Here is a 14,652-nt window from a genome sequence, read left to right on the forward strand (position 1 = left end):
GCTGGCGCCGCATTCGCCGGACGATCAGTTCCGCGACTTCTTCCTGACGCCGCCGGCCTGGCAGGAGGGCGGCAATGCGCAGTTCCTGCTCGGCACCGACGCCGTCGGCCGCGATATGCTGTCGCGCCTGATCTACGGCTCGCGCTTCTCGCTCGCCATCGGCTTCGTCGTTGTCACGTCAGCGCTGATTTCAGGCGTCATCCTCGGCCTGCTCGCCGGCTACTGCCGCGGCTGGGTCGACACGCTGATCATGCGCATCATGGACATCATCCTGGCCTTCCCGTCGCTGCTCTTGGCCCTGGTGCTGGTCGCGGTGCTTGGCCCCGGCCTCGTCAACGCCATGATCGCCATCGCCTTCGTGCTGCAGCCGCATTTCGCCCGGCTCACCCGCGCCGCCGTGATGGCCGAAAAGACCCGCGAATATGTCGTCTCGGCCAAGGTCGCCGGCGCCAGCCATCTCAGGCTGATGCTGGTCACCATCCTGCCAAACTGCATCGCGCCGTTGATCGTGCAGGCGACGCTGTCCTTCTCCAACGCCATCCTCGAGGCGGCGGCCCTTGGCTTCCTCGGCATGGGCGCGCAGCCGCCGACGCCGGAATGGGGCACCATGCTGGCCGAAGCGCGCGAGTTCATCCTGCGCGCCTGGTGGGTGGTGACCTTCCCTGGCCTCGCCATCCTGATCACCGTCTTTGCCATCAACCTGATCGGCGACGGTCTGCGCGACGCGCTCGACCCCAAGCTGAAGAGGTCCTGAGCATGCCTCTGCTCGAGATCAAGAACCTCACCGTTTCCTTCGACACCGCGGCCGGACCGTTCATGGCCGTGCAAGGTATCGACCTGTCGATCGAGCCGCGCGAAGTGCTGGCGATCGTCGGCGAGTCCGGCTCCGGCAAGTCGGTGTCGATGCTGGCGGTGATGGGGCTGTTGCCCAACACGGCAACCGTCAAGGCCGACCGCATGGCCTTCGACGGCGTCGATCTGCTGAAGCTCAGCCCGTCCGAACGCCGCAAGATCGTCGGCAAGGACATCTCGATGATCTTCCAGGAGCCGATCGCCAGCCTCAACCCGTGCTTCACCGTCGGGTTCCAGATCGAGGAGGTGCTGCGCTTCCACATGGGCATGGACCGCGCCCAGCGCCGGGCGCGTGCCATCGAACTGATGAAGCTGGTCGGCATCGCCGACCCTGAAGAGCGGCTGAGTTCCTTCCCGCACCAGATGTCCGGCGGCCAGTGCCAGCGCGTCATGATCGCCATCGCCATTGCCTGCAATCCGAAACTGCTGATCGCCGACGAGCCGACCACGGCGCTCGACGTCACCATCCAGAAGCAGATCCTCGATCTGCTGGTTTCGCTGCAGGCCAAATACGGCATGGGCCTGATCATGATCACCCACAATATGGGCGTGGTGGCCGAGACCGCTGACCGCGTCATCGTCCAGTACAAGGGCCGCAAGATGGAAGAGGCCGACGTGCTGTCGCTGTTTGAATCGCCAAAGAGCAATTACACGCGGGCGCTGTTGTCGGCCTTGCCGGAAAACGCCGTCGGCGACCGGCTGCCGACCGTTTCCGACATGATGTTCGAGCCGGCGCCTTCTGCTGCGGGAGCCACCTGATGAGCACCACGGTTCTCGAAGGCAAGAACATCGTCCGCGACTACCACATCGGCGGCGGCCTGTTCACCGGGCCGCGCACCGTGCACGCGGTCAAGGGCGTCTCGTTCAAGGTCGACAAGGGCAAGACGCTGGCCATTGTCGGCGAAAGCGGCTGCGGCAAGTCAACGCTTGCCCGCATCATCACGCTGATCGATCCGGCGACATCGGGCGAATTGTTCATCGACGGCAACAAGGTCGACATCGCCAAGGGCGGATTGACCAAGGAGATGCGCCGCAAGGTGCAGATCGTCTTCCAGAACCCCTACGGATCGCTCAATCCGCGCCAGAAGATCGGCGACGTGCTGGGCGAGCCGCTTTTGATCAACACCGACAAGCCGGCGGCCGAGCGGCGCGACCTGGCGATGAAGATGCTGAAGAAGGTCGGGCTCGGTCACGAACATTACAATCGCTATCCGCATATGTTCTCCGGCGGCCAGCGCCAGCGCATCGCCATTGCCCGCGCGCTGATGCTCAATCCGAGCCTGCTGGTGCTGGACGAGCCGGTCTCGGCGCTCGATCTGTCGGTGCAGGCGCAGGTGCTCAACCTGCTCGCCGACCTGCAGGACGAGTTCCAGCTGACCTACGTCTTCATCAGCCACGATCTGTCCGTGGTACGCTACATCGCCGACGATGTGATGGTGATGTATTTCGGCGAAGCGGTGGAATACGGCTCGCGCGACGAGGTCTTCGCCGACCCCAAGCACAGCTACACCAGGACGCTGTTCGCCGCGACGCCGCGCGCCGACGTCGCGTCGATCAAAGCGAGGCTGGCGAAGAAGAAGGCCGCCTGAGGCTTTTCGTCATCCTAGGTCGTGAACTCATAAATGCAGTATGACCGCGATGATTGGGAAGCAGGGCAAAGGGGCTGGCTTAGCCCTCTACACCCCATTTTAATTGGCTGGCATCGATGACGTCTGATCCCATGTACTCAACAAAATAGCTTCGTATCCTTTGGCGATGCCGATCCCATCTGGGGGACATTCGCTCACTCTTGTTCTCAATTTCAGCTAGAAAGACCCATTCCACGAATTGGTCCGCTGTGACATCACCGGATTGAGGGATAAAATCGGTGACATGCATGAATTTGTCGCCGTGCATTCCTCCGCAATACCCATGACCAGCACAGACCGCGTGCATGAGCGAGTCGAATCTATTCTTTACTTTCATGGAACATGCGCGATGGTGAAGCGGGATGCCTAGGCGCGCTGCGACAGCATATATCCTTGGGTGTAGATCCGCAATGGAGTCGTTTTTCGACCGGGACCTTCATATTATTGCGGAGTCTGAATCAGATTCCGCCGCAGTATGAAAGTCTCAGCCGGAGGGGTCCTCAGCGGCCAGTGGTGTTTCCCGTGTCAGCAACCAATCTTGAGCCACGATCTCAATTGTGTCGTCACGGAAGTAGAACAGGAATTGACGGGAGGTCGGCAAATCCGCCGACAAGACATCCCAATCGTCATCCTCGACGACCCGAGTGTCGCCCATAACCTCGTAGAACTCGCCCCATTTCGGAGCCTGACCGCCGTAAAGCCCTTTTCCTGCAAACCATGCATGATCGTTCGTCGCGTCCCAACGAAAACGACTGCAGCCGAGGAATCGTAGCGTCGCAATTTCTCCAGGCTCGGCACTGTAGGCCCACGGGTTAAGACGAAAGGAAAGGCGGACGCTGTTGCCTTCGACTACCAGCTCTATGTCAGGAGCATTGGGCTCGGCATTCCAATCGGTGTTCAAGTGCTGGAACGATAAATTGGCCATCAGCCATCTTGCATGCTGGGAGGGCAGTTTTCCACCTATCGCAGTCCTTTTTCATTTATCAGTACAGGGCCTAGGGCGAAGCGTCGCGCAGACCCCAGGATTACGACCCCCAATGTAGCCGCAGCCTACTACTCGACCGGCCCGAAGGCCGCAGCTCGGGACAACTTCGCGACAATCGCACGCAGAGCTTCGCCGAAGCGCCGGACTTCCTCGACCGTGTTGTAGTGGACCAACGAGGCGCGGATGGCGCCGCTGTCCATCGAGAGGTTGAGACGCTTCATCAGCCGTGGCGCGTACATGTGGCCGTCGCGGATGCCGATCTGCATCTCGGCCATTTCCTCGACGACCCGCTGCGGCGATAGTTTGCCGATGTTGAAGCAGAAGGTCGGCACGCGCTCATGGATGCGCGCCTCGTCGGCAACGCCGTAGATGGTTGCCCCGCAATCCTTCAGCACGGCCAGCATCTCGCGCGCCAGCACCAGCTCGTAGTCGCGGATGGCGCCCATGCCGGCAACGATGTTTTCGCGTCGGGAGCGGTTGTTGGACGGCGCCAGATTGCGGCCGATCAGTTCCAGATACTGCACCGCCGCATCCATGCCGGAAACGTTCTCGTAGATGAAGGTGCCGGCCTCGACCTTGTAGGGCGGCTCGTCGGGGATGAAGTCCTCGCGAAAGGTCGGCAGCCGCTTCAGCGTTTCGAAACGGCCCCACAGGAAGCCCATATGCGGCGAGAAATTCTTGTAGCCGGAGCAGACGAGATAGTCGCAATCCCAGGCCTGCACGTCGATCAGTCCATGCGGCCCGTAATGCACGCAGTCGAGGAACACTTCGGCGCCGGCCGCATGCGCGATCCCAGCCACCGCAGCGACATCGACGATCGAGCCGATCGAGTGCGCCGTGACCGTGCAGGCGACCAGGCGGGTGCGGTCCGAGACCAGCGGACGCAGATCGTCGACATGCAGATTGCCGTCCTCACGCATCCGCCACCATTTGAATTTCGCACCGGCCGATTCCAGCGCCAGCCAAGTCGCGATGTTGGCGTCATGATCCATGTCGGTGACGACGATCTCGTCGCGCTCTTGCAGCATCTGGCCGATGCCGAGGCTGACCAGGCGGATGAACGAGGTGGCATTCATGCCGAAGCAGATTTCCGCCGGGCTGTAGGCGTTGATGAGCAGAGCGACGCTTGTCCGCGCATCGGCGACCGATTGGTCGACGGTGACGCTGCGGCCATAGCGGCCGCCACGCTGCACATTGTGCGAAACCAGATGATTGGTCACCGCGTCGAGCACGCTCTGCGGGATCTGCGCGCCGGCGGCGTTGTCCAAAAAGATGAAATCGCCGGCCCGCTGCAAGGCTGGAAACATGGCGCGGATGGTGTCGACGGGGAACGCGGTGGCATTCGCATTGTCGGTTTGATGCTTATTCACGGGTAGGCTCCTGCGGAGGGCTTGGACGGGGTGGGATCGGTTGGCGAGGTCAGCGCTTCTTTTCGGTCTTGAAGCGCTCTTCAAGCAGGCTGACGAGGCGGACCATCGGCCAGAGGAAGATGAGATAGACAAGGGCGGCGCCGATCAGCGGCGATGGGTTGGCGTAGAGCGACTGCGCGTTGGTCGCTTCCTTCAAGAGTTCCGGCAGCGCCACGGTGGAGGCGAGCGAGGTGTCCTTGAACATCGAGACGCAGTTGCTGGTCATCGGCGGGATGACGACGCGGATCGCTTGCGGCAGCACCACCTTGCGCAAGGTCAGGAGGAACGGCAGGCCAAGCGCCTGCGACGCCTCGAACTGGCCACGCGGAATGCTCTCGATGCCGGAGCGGAACACCTCGGCCGAGTAGGCCGACATGATGAAGGCGAAGGCTGTCACCGCCGATGCCCAGGACGACAGGCGTATGCCGAGGAAGGGCAGCGCATAGTAGATCAGGATCAGCACGACCAGCACCGGCAGGGCGCGGAAGATGTCGGTGTAGCCGACCGCGAGCCAGCGCAACGGCTTCGGCGCATAGAGCCGCACCAGGCTGATCCCCAGGCCGATGGGGATGCCGATGCCGATGCTCAAAATGCCGAGCAGCAGCGTGTTCAGGAAGCCGCGCAGCAGCGCCGGCAGGCTGGACATAATGACGTCGGGGTTGAAGAAGGTGTCGATCAGCGACATGGGAGCGTTCCCGAACCCCAGAGCAAAGAATGCTCACGTTAAACTCATGGGCCGCCGAGGGCAGGAGATCTGCGGCAGAAGCCGGCGGCCAGGCGTGAAAGAATCGTGCCGGCCTGGAAAGCCGGCACGATGTTACCGCAGCCTTCAGCTCAGGCCTTCGGCAGCGGCATTTCCTTCATGGTCGAAGAGTCGGCGGGCGCGTCGCTGCCGAACCACTTCTTGTGGATCGCGGCCAGCGTGCCGTCCTTCTTCATCGCGCTCAGCGCATCGTTCAGCTTGCCGAGCAGCGGGTGGTCCTTGGTCATCATCAGGCCGTATTGCTCACCGGTCTTGATGCGCTCCTTGACCACCAGGTCCTTCATCTTGGTGAAGGAATATTCCATGCCCGGAATGTCGCTGACTGCCGCATCGACGCGGCCGGCGCTGAGGTCGAGCAGCAGGTTCTGCTGCGTGTCGTAGCCCTTCACGTCGCTGAAGCCGTCGGCTTCCTGATGCGCCTTGACCCAGGTTTCGCCGGTCGAACCGGACAGCACGCCGATGATCTTGCCCTTGAGGTCGGCCTCGGCCTTGATCGGGCTGTCGGCCTTGGTGGCGATGCCCATATCGGAATCATAATAGGGCTGCGTGAACGACTGTGACTTCAGCCGCTCCGCCGTGATGGTGATCGACGAGATGGCGACGTCGATGCGCTTCGAGGTGGTGGCGGCAAACAGCGCCTGGAAGCCGAGATCGGCGATGTCGGTGGTCATGCCGATGCGCTTGGCGGCTTCGTTGACGATGTCGACCTCGAAGCCTTCGAAAGTGCCGCTCTCGTTCTTGAATTCGAAGGGCGGGTTGGTCGGGTAGGCGCCGACATTGAGCACATCCGCGGCATAAGCGGTGGCGGGGCCGGCGGCGATGCCGATGGCGGCGGCGAGAAGAAGCAATTTGCGACGCGTGAAGCTCATTTTTGTTCCCTCTGTTGTTGATCGGGCGGGTTGCTCCCGCACGGTTTTTTGCCGCCCCGCTTCACGCAGGGCGTCAATTCATGGCAGCGACCATGCGGTCACGGTTGGCGATGTTGTGTGTTGCAGACCGCGAATCCGCGCGCACGTCATCGAAGGCATGGCGCGTGTTGGATGATGACTGGGGCAGTATGAACGACAAGAACTGAGACTCCCACCCGGAGCACCCACGATGGACTGGCCGGCACGATGGACTGGTCTGCTCGATGGACTGGCCGGCAAGCCCGTCCGGCACGGCAATCGCCATCGACTCCGGAATGCTTATCCAAAGTGCGGCGCTTTTCAAGGCGAAAGTTTTAAGCTTAAAAAGCTGCGATGTCCGTTGCGTGGTGGACACGGTGCGGCCCGCTGGAACCGATACCCGCGAGCGATGGTGACGCCAAGCTATTTCAGGCTTGAAATATTTCCGCGCGGGCCTAGCGTGCGATCTTCGCCGGGAGGTCGCGACGTGAACAAACCACACCCTTTGCACGGCTCGAACAGACTGAAGCTTGGCGTCTTTTCGACCAATGCCGATGGCGGGCTTGCCATCACCGATGTGCCGGAGCGCTGGGCGGCGAGCTGGCAGGACAATGTGACCGCAGCCCAGATCGCCGACCGCGCCGGGCTGGAGTTCATGCTGCCGATCGCGCGTTGGCGCGGCTTCGGCGGCCGCAACAAGGTGCGCGAATGGTCGTTCGAGACCTTCACCTGGGCGGCGGCACTCGCCATGGCCACCGAGCAGATCGGCCTGTTCATGACCGTGCATGTGCCGCTGGTGCATCCGCTCTATGCCGCCAAGGCGCTGGCGACGGTCGACCATATCAGCCAGGGACGCGCGGGCTTGAACATCGTCTGCGGCTGGAACCCGAAGGAATTCGGCATGTTCGGCACGCCTTTGGTCGAGAAGGGCTACGATCAGGCGGCCGAATGGATCGAAATCCTGGAAAAGCTTTATGCGTCGGCCGAGCCGCTCGATTACGAAGGCACTTATTACCGCCTCAAGGAGGCTGTCAGCCGGCCGGCCAGTCTGCAGGTTCCGCGCCCCGTGACCATGAACGCCGCCTTCGGCGGGCCGGGCCTCGATTTCGCTGCCGCCCGGTGCGATTATCTGTTCACGACATTTTCGGAAATGAGCGATGCCGGCAAGCATGTCGCCGACATCAGCGAGCGGGCCGATAAGGCAGGCCGCGATGTCGGCGTCTACACCGTGGCGCATGTCGTCTGCCGCCCGACGATGGAAGAGGCGCAGGCCTACTACACGCGCTACGCCGTCGATATGGCCGACCATGACGCCGTCGATGCCCACATGGCCGGCAAGAAGGAATTCTCGCAATCGCACGACCCGCACGCCTATGACCGCTACCGGCAGCGTTTCGCCGGCGGCGCCGGCACCTACCCGCTGATCGGAACGCCGGAAACGATCGCCGCCGACATGGTCGCAATTGCCGGGCACGGCTATCAGGGCATCGCGCTGTCCTTCGTCAACTACACGCAAGAACTGCCCTATTTCTGCGATCACGTGCTGCCGATCTTGAGGCAGGCGGGGCTTCGCGAATAATTTATTCCTGAGGCAGCCAATAATTTATTCCGGAATGACGGCGGTGGCCTGGATTTCGATCTTGGCGCGATCCTCGACCAGCGCCACCACCTGCATGGCGGCCATCGCCGGAAAATGCCGGCCGATGACCTCGCGATAGGCCTCGCCGATACCCCTGAGATTGGCAAGGTATTCGGCCTTGTCGGTGAAGTACCAGGTCATCGAGGTGATGTGCTGCGGCCCCGCGCCGGCTTCCGCCAGCACCGCGACGATGTTCTGAAGCGTTTGCCGCACCTGGCCGACGAAGTCGTCGGTTTCGAACTGGCATTGGCCGTTCCAGCCGACCTGTCCGCCAACGAAGACGAGCCGACCGCGCGCCGCGACGCCGTTGGCGTAGCCGACAGGTTTGGCCCAGCCTTCCGGCTGCAGAATCTGGTGCATTTCAGTCTCCCGATTCGTCAAAACTCGGTTCGCAATATCCATTGTCAAAACAGTCTGGTCCGTGGGCGCGACCTGCTTCAGGCCGCGCCCATCACTTGCCGCGCAATCACCACTTTCTGCACGTCGGAGGCACCCTCATAGATGCGCAGCGCGCGGATCTCGCGATACAGGCTTTCGACGATGTGGCCTTTGCGGACGCCGTCGCCGCCGTGCAGCTGCACGGCCTTGTCGATCACCTCTTGCGCCCTGTCGGTGGCAAACAGCTTGGCCATCGCCGCCTCGCGGGTGACGCGGGGCGCACCCATGTCCTTGGTCCAGGCGGCGCGGTAGACCAGCAGCGCCGCCGCATCGACATCGAGCGCCATGTCGGCGATGTGCCCCTGCACCATTTGCAATTCGGCCATCGGCGCGCCGAATAGTTTGCGCTCGGCCACGCGTTTGATGCTTTCATCCAGTGCACGGCGGGCAAAGCCGAGTGCCGCCGCACCGACGGTCGAGCGGAACACATCGAGCACCGACATGGCGATGCGGAAGCCGTCGCCTGGCTTGCCGATCAGTGCGGTGGCCGGCAGGCGGACCCGCTCGAAAGACAGCCGCGCCAGCGGATGCGGCGCGATCACTTCGAGCCGTTCGGCGATGCCAAGGCCCTTGGCGTCGCCAGGCACGAGGAAAGCGGAAAGTCCCTTGGCGCCCGGCGCCTCGCCGGTGCGGGCAAAGACGACATAGAGGTCGGCGATGCCGCCATTGGAGATCCAGGTTTTTTCGCCTGTAAGAACGTAGCTGTCGCCGTCGCGGGTCGCCGTCATTTCCGTGTTGGCGACATCTGATCCCGAGCGCGGCTCCGACAGGGCGAAGGCTGATATCGCCTTGCCGGCGCGCGTCTTCGAAAGCCATTGCCGCTGCTCCACCGTGCCGAACAGGCTGAGCGCGCCGGTGCCCAGCCCCTGCATGGCGAAGGCGAAATCGGCCAACCCGTCATGGCGGGCGAGCGTCTCGCGCGTGATGCACAAAGTGCGGACGTCGAGGGGACCCGGGTTGTCGGTGTCGAGCGCCGTTGGCTTCAGCCAGCCGTCTCGGCCGAGCTTGCTGACCAGCTCGCGGCAGGCGGCGTCGACATCATGGTGATCGACTGGGAGGTTGGTCGTGCACCATGTCTCGAGGTGCTCGGCTAGTTCGCGATGGCGGTCTTCGAAGAACGGCCAGGAGAGGAAGGAACGGTCAGGCATTGGTGGCCCCGCTATTGAGGCCTTGCGCACTACGGCGCCCCCCTCCCGCCAACGTCTCCACGCAAAGCATCATCCTCAATCCCCCTCGAACACCGGCTTTTCCTTGGCCACGAACGCCTTGTAGGCGCGTTCGAAGTCGCGGGTCTGCATGCAGATCGCTTGCGCCTGCGCTTCCGCCTCGATCGCCTGGTCGAGGCCCATCGACCATTCCTGGTTGAGCTGGGTCTTGGTGATGCCGTGCGCGAAGGTCGGGCCGGAGACGATGCGCGCCGCCATGTCGAGCGCGTCGGCTTCAAGCGCGGCGGCATCGACCAGCCGGTTGTAGAAACCCCAGCGTTCGCCTTCATCAGCCGTCATGGTGCGGCCGGTGTAGAGCAGTTCGGCGGCGCGGCCCTGGCCGATGATGCGCGGCAGGATCGCGCAGGCGCCCATGTCGCAGCCGGCGAGGCCGACGCGGGTGAACAGGAATGCGGTCTTGGCTTCCGGCGTGGCGATGCGGATGTCGGAGCTCATCGCAATGATGGCGCCGGCGCCGACCGCGACGCCGTCGACCGCCGCAATGATCGGCCTGCCGCAATTCAGCATCGCCTTGACGAAATCGCCGGTCATGCGGGTGAAGACCAGGAGCTCCTTCATGTCCATTTTGACCAGCGGGCCGATAATGTCGTGGACATCGCCGCCGGAGCAGAAATTGCCGCCATTGGAAAGGAACACCACGGCGTCGACATCGTCGGCATAGACGAGGTCGCGGAACGTGTCGCGGAGTTCCGCATAGCTGTCGAAGGTCAGCGGGTTCTTGCGCTCCGGCCGATCGAGCCGGACCTTGGCGATCCTGCCCTCGACCTCCCAGAGGAAATGCTTCGGCTTGCGCCCGGCCATTGCGGTCATTCGCGTCCCTCCCAGTTGCTGCGGAACGAGGTCAGCATGCCGGTCAGCCGGCGCGCGTCGTCCTCACTGACCTTGCCCAGCAATTCGCCGATCCAGCCTTCATGCGCCGCGGCGATCGCGGCAAAGGCCTGCGTGCCTTCCTCGGTCAGCCGCACCATCGAGGTGCGGCGGTCGCCATTGCGCCGCGCGCGGGCGACAAGTCCTTCCGAAACCAGCCGGTCGACGATGCCCGTGACATTGCCGTTAGAGACCAGCAGGAAACGCGACAGGTCGCTCATCAGCATGCCTTCCGGCGCGCGATAAAGCGCTGCCATCACGTCGAAGCGCGGCAGCGTGGTGTTGAAGTCCTTCTTCAGCCGCTCGCGCAGCTCGGCCTCGATCGTGCGCGAGGCGCGCAGCAGCCTGATCCACAGACGCAAGCGGTCCTTGCCGGGTCTCGACGGCGCGGGCAGGGGGCCGGCTACCATGTTTCGCCTCCTGAGATGGAAATCGCCTGTCCGGTGATCGATTGGGCGGCGTCGCCGCACAGCCACAGCACGGCGGCGGCAATTTCATCCGGCTGGATGAAGCGGCCTTGCGGGTTGGTCGAGGCAAGGCTCGATCGCGCTTGTTCGGCCGAGCGGCCGGTCTTTTCGATGATGCGCCGGATGGACTCTTCCAGCATTTCGGTTTCCACAAAGCCTGGGCACACCGCGTTGACGGTGACGCCGGATTTCACTGTTTCGGCGGCAAGCGCCCGCATCAGGCCGATGACGCCATGCTTGGCGGCGACGTAAGACGCGACGTAGGCGTAGCCTTTCAGGCCGGCGGTCGAGGCGATGAAAACAATTCGTCCCGTCTTCCGCGCGGCCATGCCGGCCAGCGCGGGCTTCACCGTCAGGAAGGCGCCGGTCAGATTGACGTCGAGCGTCCGCTGCCAGTCGCTGAGCGCGGTTTTGTGCGCCGGCGCGCTGCCGGCCATGCCGGCATTAGCGACGACGATGTCGAACGGGCCGCGCGCGGCTTGCGCCCTCTCGTAGAGCGCCGCCATTGCCGCCTCGTCGGTGACATCGGCGGCGATGCCAGAGATGCGGTCGTTTTCGCCGGCCACCTTGGCGAGCTCTGCTTCCCGGCGGCCGCAGATGGTGACGCCGATGCCGGCAGCAGCCAGCGCCAGCGCGATGGCCCGCCCGACGCCGGAGCCGCCGCCAGTGACCAGCGCATGCTTGCCGGGTATCGTCGCGGCGGCCGTCATACTTTCAGCCCCGCTGCGGCGTCGCGCTCGGCCAGACGGTAGAGCTGGTCGCGTCCGGGCAGATAGGGATCAGGCCATTTGACACCGCGGTCGCCGAGCGTGACGGCGGCATGCAGCGTCCAGTAGGGATCGGCGAGATGCGGCCGCGCCAGCGCCACCAGGTCGGCGCGGCCGGCCATCAGGATCGAATTGACATGGTCCGGCTCGTAGATGTTGCCGACCGCCATCGTCGCCATGCCGACCTCGTTGCGGATGCGGTCGGAAAACGGCGTCTGGAACATGCGGCCATAGACAGGCTTGGCCAGTGCCGAGGTCTGGCCTGCCGAGACATCGCAGATGTCGACGCCGGCCTCATGCAGCAGCCGCGCGATCTCGACCGCGTCGGCCGGCGTCACGCCCTCGATGCCGACCCAGTCATTGGCGGAAATGCGCATCGAGATCGGCTTCTCCGCCGGCCAGGCGGCGCGCACCGCGCGGAAGATTTCGAGGGGATAGCGCATGCGATTGTCCAGCGAACCGCCATATTCATCCGTGCGCCGGTTGGTGACCGGCGTGATGAAGGACGACAAGAGATAGCCATGCGCGGCGTGGATTTCGAGCATGTCGAAGCCGCAGCGATCGGCCATCTCGGCCGAAGCGACGAATTCGTCGCGCACGCGGTCCATGTCGGCGCGGTTCATCGCCTTCGGAACCTGATTCTGCGGCGACCACGCAACGGCCGAAGCCGCCATCACCGGCCAGTTGCCTGAGACCAACGGCACGTCAGTGCCCTCCCAGCCGAGCCGGGTCGAGCCCTTGGCGCCGGAATGGCCGATCTGGGCGCAGATCTTGGCCTCGGTCTCGGTGTGGACGAAATCGACCAGCCGCTTCCACGCCACCTCATGCTCGGGCGCGTAGAAGCCGGGACAGCCGGGCGTGATGCGCCCTTCCGGGCTGACGCAGGTCATCTCGATATAGATGAGACCGGCGCCACCCTTGGCCCGCTCGGCATAATGCGTGAAATGCCAGTCGGTCGGGCAGCCGTCGACAGCCTTGTACTGCGCCATCGGCGAAACGACGACGCGGTTCTGCAGCCTCATGTCGCGCAGCTTGAACGGCGCGAACATCGGCGCGCGGCGCAGGCTGTTGCCGCCGGCGCCCGCCTGGCGCTGGAACCATTCTTCCGCGCTTTCAAGCCATTCGGCATCGCGCAGTCGCAGATTCTCGTGGCTGATACGCTGCGAGCGGGTCAAAAGCGAATAGTTGAACTGCACCGGATCGAGGCCGAGATAGCGCTCGACCTCCTCGAACCATTCCAGCGAATTGCGCGCCGCCGATTGCAGCTTGAGCACCTCGGTGCGGCGGGCATCCTCATATCTGCGGAAGGCGGCATCCAGGTCCGGCTCAGTTTCGACATATTCGGCCAGCGCCACAGCACTTTCCAGTGCCAGCTTGGTGCCGGAGCCGATCGAGAAATGCGCCGATGCCGCTGCATCGCCCATCAGCGCGAGATTCTTGTAAGACCAGCGCTCGCACAGCACGCGCGGGAAATTGATCCAGGCCGAACCGCGGATATGGTTGGCATTCGTCATCAAGGCGTGGCCGCCGAGATGTTTTTCGAAGATCCGCTCACAAACGGCGATCGATTCCTGCTGCGACATCGCACCGAAGCCGAAGGCAGCCCAGGTCTGCTCGCTGCACTCGACGATGAAGGTCGCGGTGTCGCTGTCGAACTGGTAGGCGTGGGCCCACACCCAGCCATGCTCGGTTTTCTCGAAGATGAAGGTGAAGGCGTCGTCGAATTTCTGGTTGGTGCCGAGCCAGACGAACTTGCATTTGCGGGTGTCGATGTCGGGCTTGAAGATGTCGACGAAACTGTTGCGCGCCCTGGAGTTCAGGCCGTCGGCAGCGACGACCAGATCGTGCGTCTCCATGTAAGGCTTGGGATCGGCGATGTCGGTCTCGAACATCAGCTTGACGCCGAGTTCACGCGCCCGGCGCTGCAGCAGGACCAGCAGCCGCTTGCGGCCGATGCCGCAGAAACCGTGCCCTGACGAGACCGTGCGCACGCCGTCATGAATGACGGCGATGTCGTCCCAGTAGGCAAAGTGCTTCTTGATCCAGACGGCGCTGACCGGATCGTTTTTCGACAGATTGTCGAGCGTTTCGGCCGACAGCACGACGCCCCAGCCGAACGTGTCGTCGGCGCGGTTGCGCTCGAACACCGTCACATCGTGGGCGGCGTCCCTCAGTTTCATCGAAATGGCAAAGTAGAGGCCGGCTGGTCCGCCGCCGAGAACCGCAACCTTCATCTGTGCGATCTCCTCTTCGCTTGCTGGAGTTCAGTATCGCGCCGGCGATAAGATATTTCAAGCTTAAAGTTTCATATCAGAACGATCGTCCTGACATGGCGAAAGCGCGCCTGCGTGTCATCGCGCAAGCGCGCTGCCGATCACTTTTCCGGGCTCTTCGGGCTCCACAACACCGTCTCGGCGCCCTTCTCATAGGCCATCCCGTCGGGATAGCTGATCGCTTCCAGTTGCAGCCCCCAGGGCGCCTGGAAATAGAGGATGGTCTGGCCGGCGGCGGGTCCTTCCTTGACCGGCAATGGTCCCAAGCGTGTCTTGACGCCCTTGCCGTCGAGATAGGCTTTGGCAGCGGCGACGTCGTCGACATAGAAGGCGATGTGGAAGCCGCCGATGTCGCTGTTCTTTGGCGTCAGGTCCTTCTGGTCCGGTGCTGTGTATTTGAACAGCTCGATGTTCGAGCCGTAGCCACAACGCACCATGGTGACCTCTTCGA

15 protein-coding genes and 1 pseudogene are annotated in these 14,652 nt (G+C 63.3%); 4 read left to right on the top strand and 12 right to left on the bottom strand.

Translation table 11 applies throughout. From position 1 onward, the window contains the following. From EOA22_RS08485 to EOA22_RS08495, 3 genes are all read left to right on the top strand, one after another. Positions 1 to 754 (top strand): ABC transporter permease subunit (locus tag EOA22_RS08485; RefSeq protein WP_127389921.1); only part of this gene is annotated, 754 nt, incomplete at its 5' end. A gap of 2 nt (positions 755 to 756) precedes the next feature. Then, positions 757 to 1,611: an ABC transporter ATP-binding protein gene (locus EOA22_RS08490; RefSeq protein ID WP_024503389.1), complete on the top strand. Its 855-nt coding sequence runs from the start codon at positions 757 to 759 to the stop codon at positions 1,609 to 1,611. Beyond that, positions 1,611 to 2,441: a dipeptide ABC transporter ATP-binding protein gene (locus EOA22_RS08495; protein WP_063169937.1), complete on the top strand. Its 831-nt coding sequence runs from the start codon at positions 1,611 to 1,613 to the stop codon at positions 2,439 to 2,441. The genes EOA22_RS08490 and EOA22_RS08495 overlap by 1 nt, the downstream gene beginning before the upstream one ends. A gap of 523 nt (positions 2,442 to 2,964) precedes the next feature. Here the strand turns inward: EOA22_RS08495 and EOA22_RS08500 are convergent. The 5 genes from EOA22_RS08500 to EOA22_RS38075 form a co-directional block, all read right to left on the bottom strand. After that, positions 2,965 to 3,405: a hypothetical protein gene (locus EOA22_RS08500; RefSeq protein WP_063169939.1), complete on the bottom strand. Its 441-nt coding sequence runs from the start codon at positions 3,403 to 3,405 to the stop codon at positions 2,965 to 2,967. Between the two features lie 128 nt (positions 3,406 to 3,533). Then, positions 3,534 to 4,835: a cysteine desulfurase-like protein gene (locus EOA22_RS08505; protein WP_063169940.1), complete on the bottom strand. Its 1,302-nt coding sequence runs from the start codon at positions 4,833 to 4,835 to the stop codon at positions 3,534 to 3,536. Between the two features lie 49 nt (positions 4,836 to 4,884). Then, positions 4,885 to 5,559, bottom strand: coding sequence for an amino acid ABC transporter permease (locus EOA22_RS08510; protein WP_013527987.1), 675 nt, complete (start codon positions 5,557 to 5,559; stop codon positions 4,885 to 4,887). Between the two features lie 149 nt (positions 5,560 to 5,708). Continuing rightward, positions 5,709 to 6,506 carry an ABC transporter substrate-binding protein gene (locus tag EOA22_RS08515; protein WP_024503391.1) on the bottom strand — a complete coding sequence of 266 codons (798 nt, stop codon included), beginning with the start codon at positions 6,504 to 6,506 and terminating at the stop codon, positions 5,709 to 5,711. 73 nt (positions 6,507 to 6,579) lie between these two features. Beyond that, positions 6,580 to 6,900: a hypothetical protein gene (locus EOA22_RS38075; protein WP_127307831.1), complete on the bottom strand. Its 321-nt coding sequence runs from the start codon at positions 6,898 to 6,900 to the stop codon at positions 6,580 to 6,582. Between the two features lie 111 nt (positions 6,901 to 7,011). Here EOA22_RS38075 and EOA22_RS08520 point away from each other — a divergent pair, with 111 nt between their 5' ends. Next, a complete protein-coding gene (locus tag EOA22_RS08520; RefSeq protein WP_127389922.1) occupies positions 7,012 to 8,103 on the top strand; it encodes an LLM class flavin-dependent oxidoreductase in 1,092 nt (363 codons plus the stop codon). A 24-nt stretch (positions 8,104 to 8,127) separates the two neighbouring features. Here the strand turns inward: EOA22_RS08520 and EOA22_RS08525 are convergent, their stop codons facing one another. The 7 genes and pseudogenes from EOA22_RS08525 to EOA22_RS08555 form a co-directional block, all read right to left on the bottom strand. Beyond that, a complete protein-coding gene (locus tag EOA22_RS08525; protein ID WP_063169943.1) occupies positions 8,128 to 8,523 on the bottom strand; it encodes a RidA family protein in 396 nt (131 codons plus the stop codon). Between the two features lie 77 nt (positions 8,524 to 8,600). Beyond that, the gene (locus EOA22_RS08530; protein WP_063169944.1) at positions 8,601 to 9,749 is read right to left on the bottom strand and encodes an acyl-CoA dehydrogenase family protein; all 1,149 of its coding nucleotides are present in this window, start codon (positions 9,747 to 9,749) and stop codon (positions 8,601 to 8,603) included. 75 nt (positions 9,750 to 9,824) lie between these two features. Next, positions 9,825 to 10,637 (bottom strand): enoyl-CoA hydratase family protein, encoded by an 813-nt coding sequence (locus EOA22_RS08535; protein WP_063169945.1) that lies wholly within the window; start codon positions 10,635 to 10,637, stop codon positions 9,825 to 9,827. After that, positions 10,634 to 11,104, bottom strand: a complete 471-nt coding sequence (locus EOA22_RS08540; protein ID WP_063169946.1) for a MarR family transcriptional regulator — start codon at positions 11,102 to 11,104, stop codon at positions 10,634 to 10,636. Before EOA22_RS08540 ends, EOA22_RS08535 begins: the two co-directional genes overlap by 4 nt. Further along, positions 11,098 to 11,871 carry an SDR family NAD(P)-dependent oxidoreductase gene (locus EOA22_RS08545; protein WP_063169947.1) on the bottom strand — a complete coding sequence of 258 codons (774 nt, stop codon included), beginning with the start codon at positions 11,869 to 11,871 and terminating at the stop codon, positions 11,098 to 11,100. The genes EOA22_RS08540 and EOA22_RS08545 overlap by 7 nt, the downstream gene beginning before the upstream one ends. Continuing rightward, on the bottom strand, positions 11,868 to 14,162 hold the full coding sequence (locus EOA22_RS08550; RefSeq protein WP_063169948.1) for a bifunctional salicylyl-CoA 5-hydroxylase/oxidoreductase: 2,295 nt from the start codon (positions 14,160 to 14,162) through the stop codon (positions 11,868 to 11,870). Before EOA22_RS08550 ends, EOA22_RS08545 begins: the two co-directional genes overlap by 4 nt. Positions 14,163 to 14,302: 140 nt before the next feature. Next, positions 14,303 to 14,652 (bottom strand): annotated as a pseudogene (locus tag EOA22_RS08555) (glyoxalase); the annotation flags it as partial.

This window comes from Mesorhizobium sp. M7A.F.Ca.US.014.04.1.1 (assembly GCF_003998745.1).
GTDB lineage: Bacteria > Pseudomonadota > Alphaproteobacteria > Rhizobiales > Rhizobiaceae > Mesorhizobium > Mesorhizobium ciceri.

Bases quoted from the DNA above. Each gene is read 5' to 3' on its own strand.
- EOA22_RS08490 (WP_024503389.1), top strand. From the start codon at position 757: ATGCCTCTGCTCGAGATCAAGAACCTCACCGTTTCCTTCGACACCGCG.
- EOA22_RS08495 (WP_063169937.1), top strand. From the start codon at position 1,611: ATGAGCACCACGGTTCTCGAAGGCAAGAACATCGTCCGCGACTACCAC.
- EOA22_RS08500 (WP_063169939.1), bottom strand. From the start codon at position 3,405: ATGGCCAATTTATCGTTCCAGCACTTGAACACCGATTGGAATGCCGAG.
- EOA22_RS08510 (WP_013527987.1), bottom strand. From the start codon at position 5,559: ATGTCGCTGATCGACACCTTCTTCAACCCCGACGTCATTATGTCCAGC.
- EOA22_RS08515 (WP_024503391.1), bottom strand. From the start codon at position 6,506: ATGAGCTTCACGCGTCGCAAATTGCTTCTTCTCGCCGCCGCCATCGGC.
- EOA22_RS08525 (WP_063169943.1), bottom strand. From the start codon at position 8,523: ATGCACCAGATTCTGCAGCCGGAAGGCTGGGCCAAACCTGTCGGCTAC.
- EOA22_RS08530 (WP_063169944.1), bottom strand. From the start codon at position 9,749: ATGCCTGACCGTTCCTTCCTCTCCTGGCCGTTCTTCGAAGACCGCCAT.
- EOA22_RS08535 (WP_063169945.1), bottom strand. From the start codon at position 10,637: ATGACCGCAATGGCCGGGCGCAAGCCGAAGCATTTCCTCTGGGAGGTC.
- EOA22_RS08540 (WP_063169946.1), bottom strand. From the start codon at position 11,104: ATGGTAGCCGGCCCCCTGCCCGCGCCGTCGAGACCCGGCAAGGACCGC.
- EOA22_RS08545 (WP_063169947.1), bottom strand. From the start codon at position 11,871: ATGACGGCCGCCGCGACGATACCCGGCAAGCATGCGCTGGTCACTGGC.
- EOA22_RS08550 (WP_063169948.1), bottom strand. From the start codon at position 14,162: ATGAAGGTTGCGGTTCTCGGCGGCGGACCAGCCGGCCTCTACTTTGCC.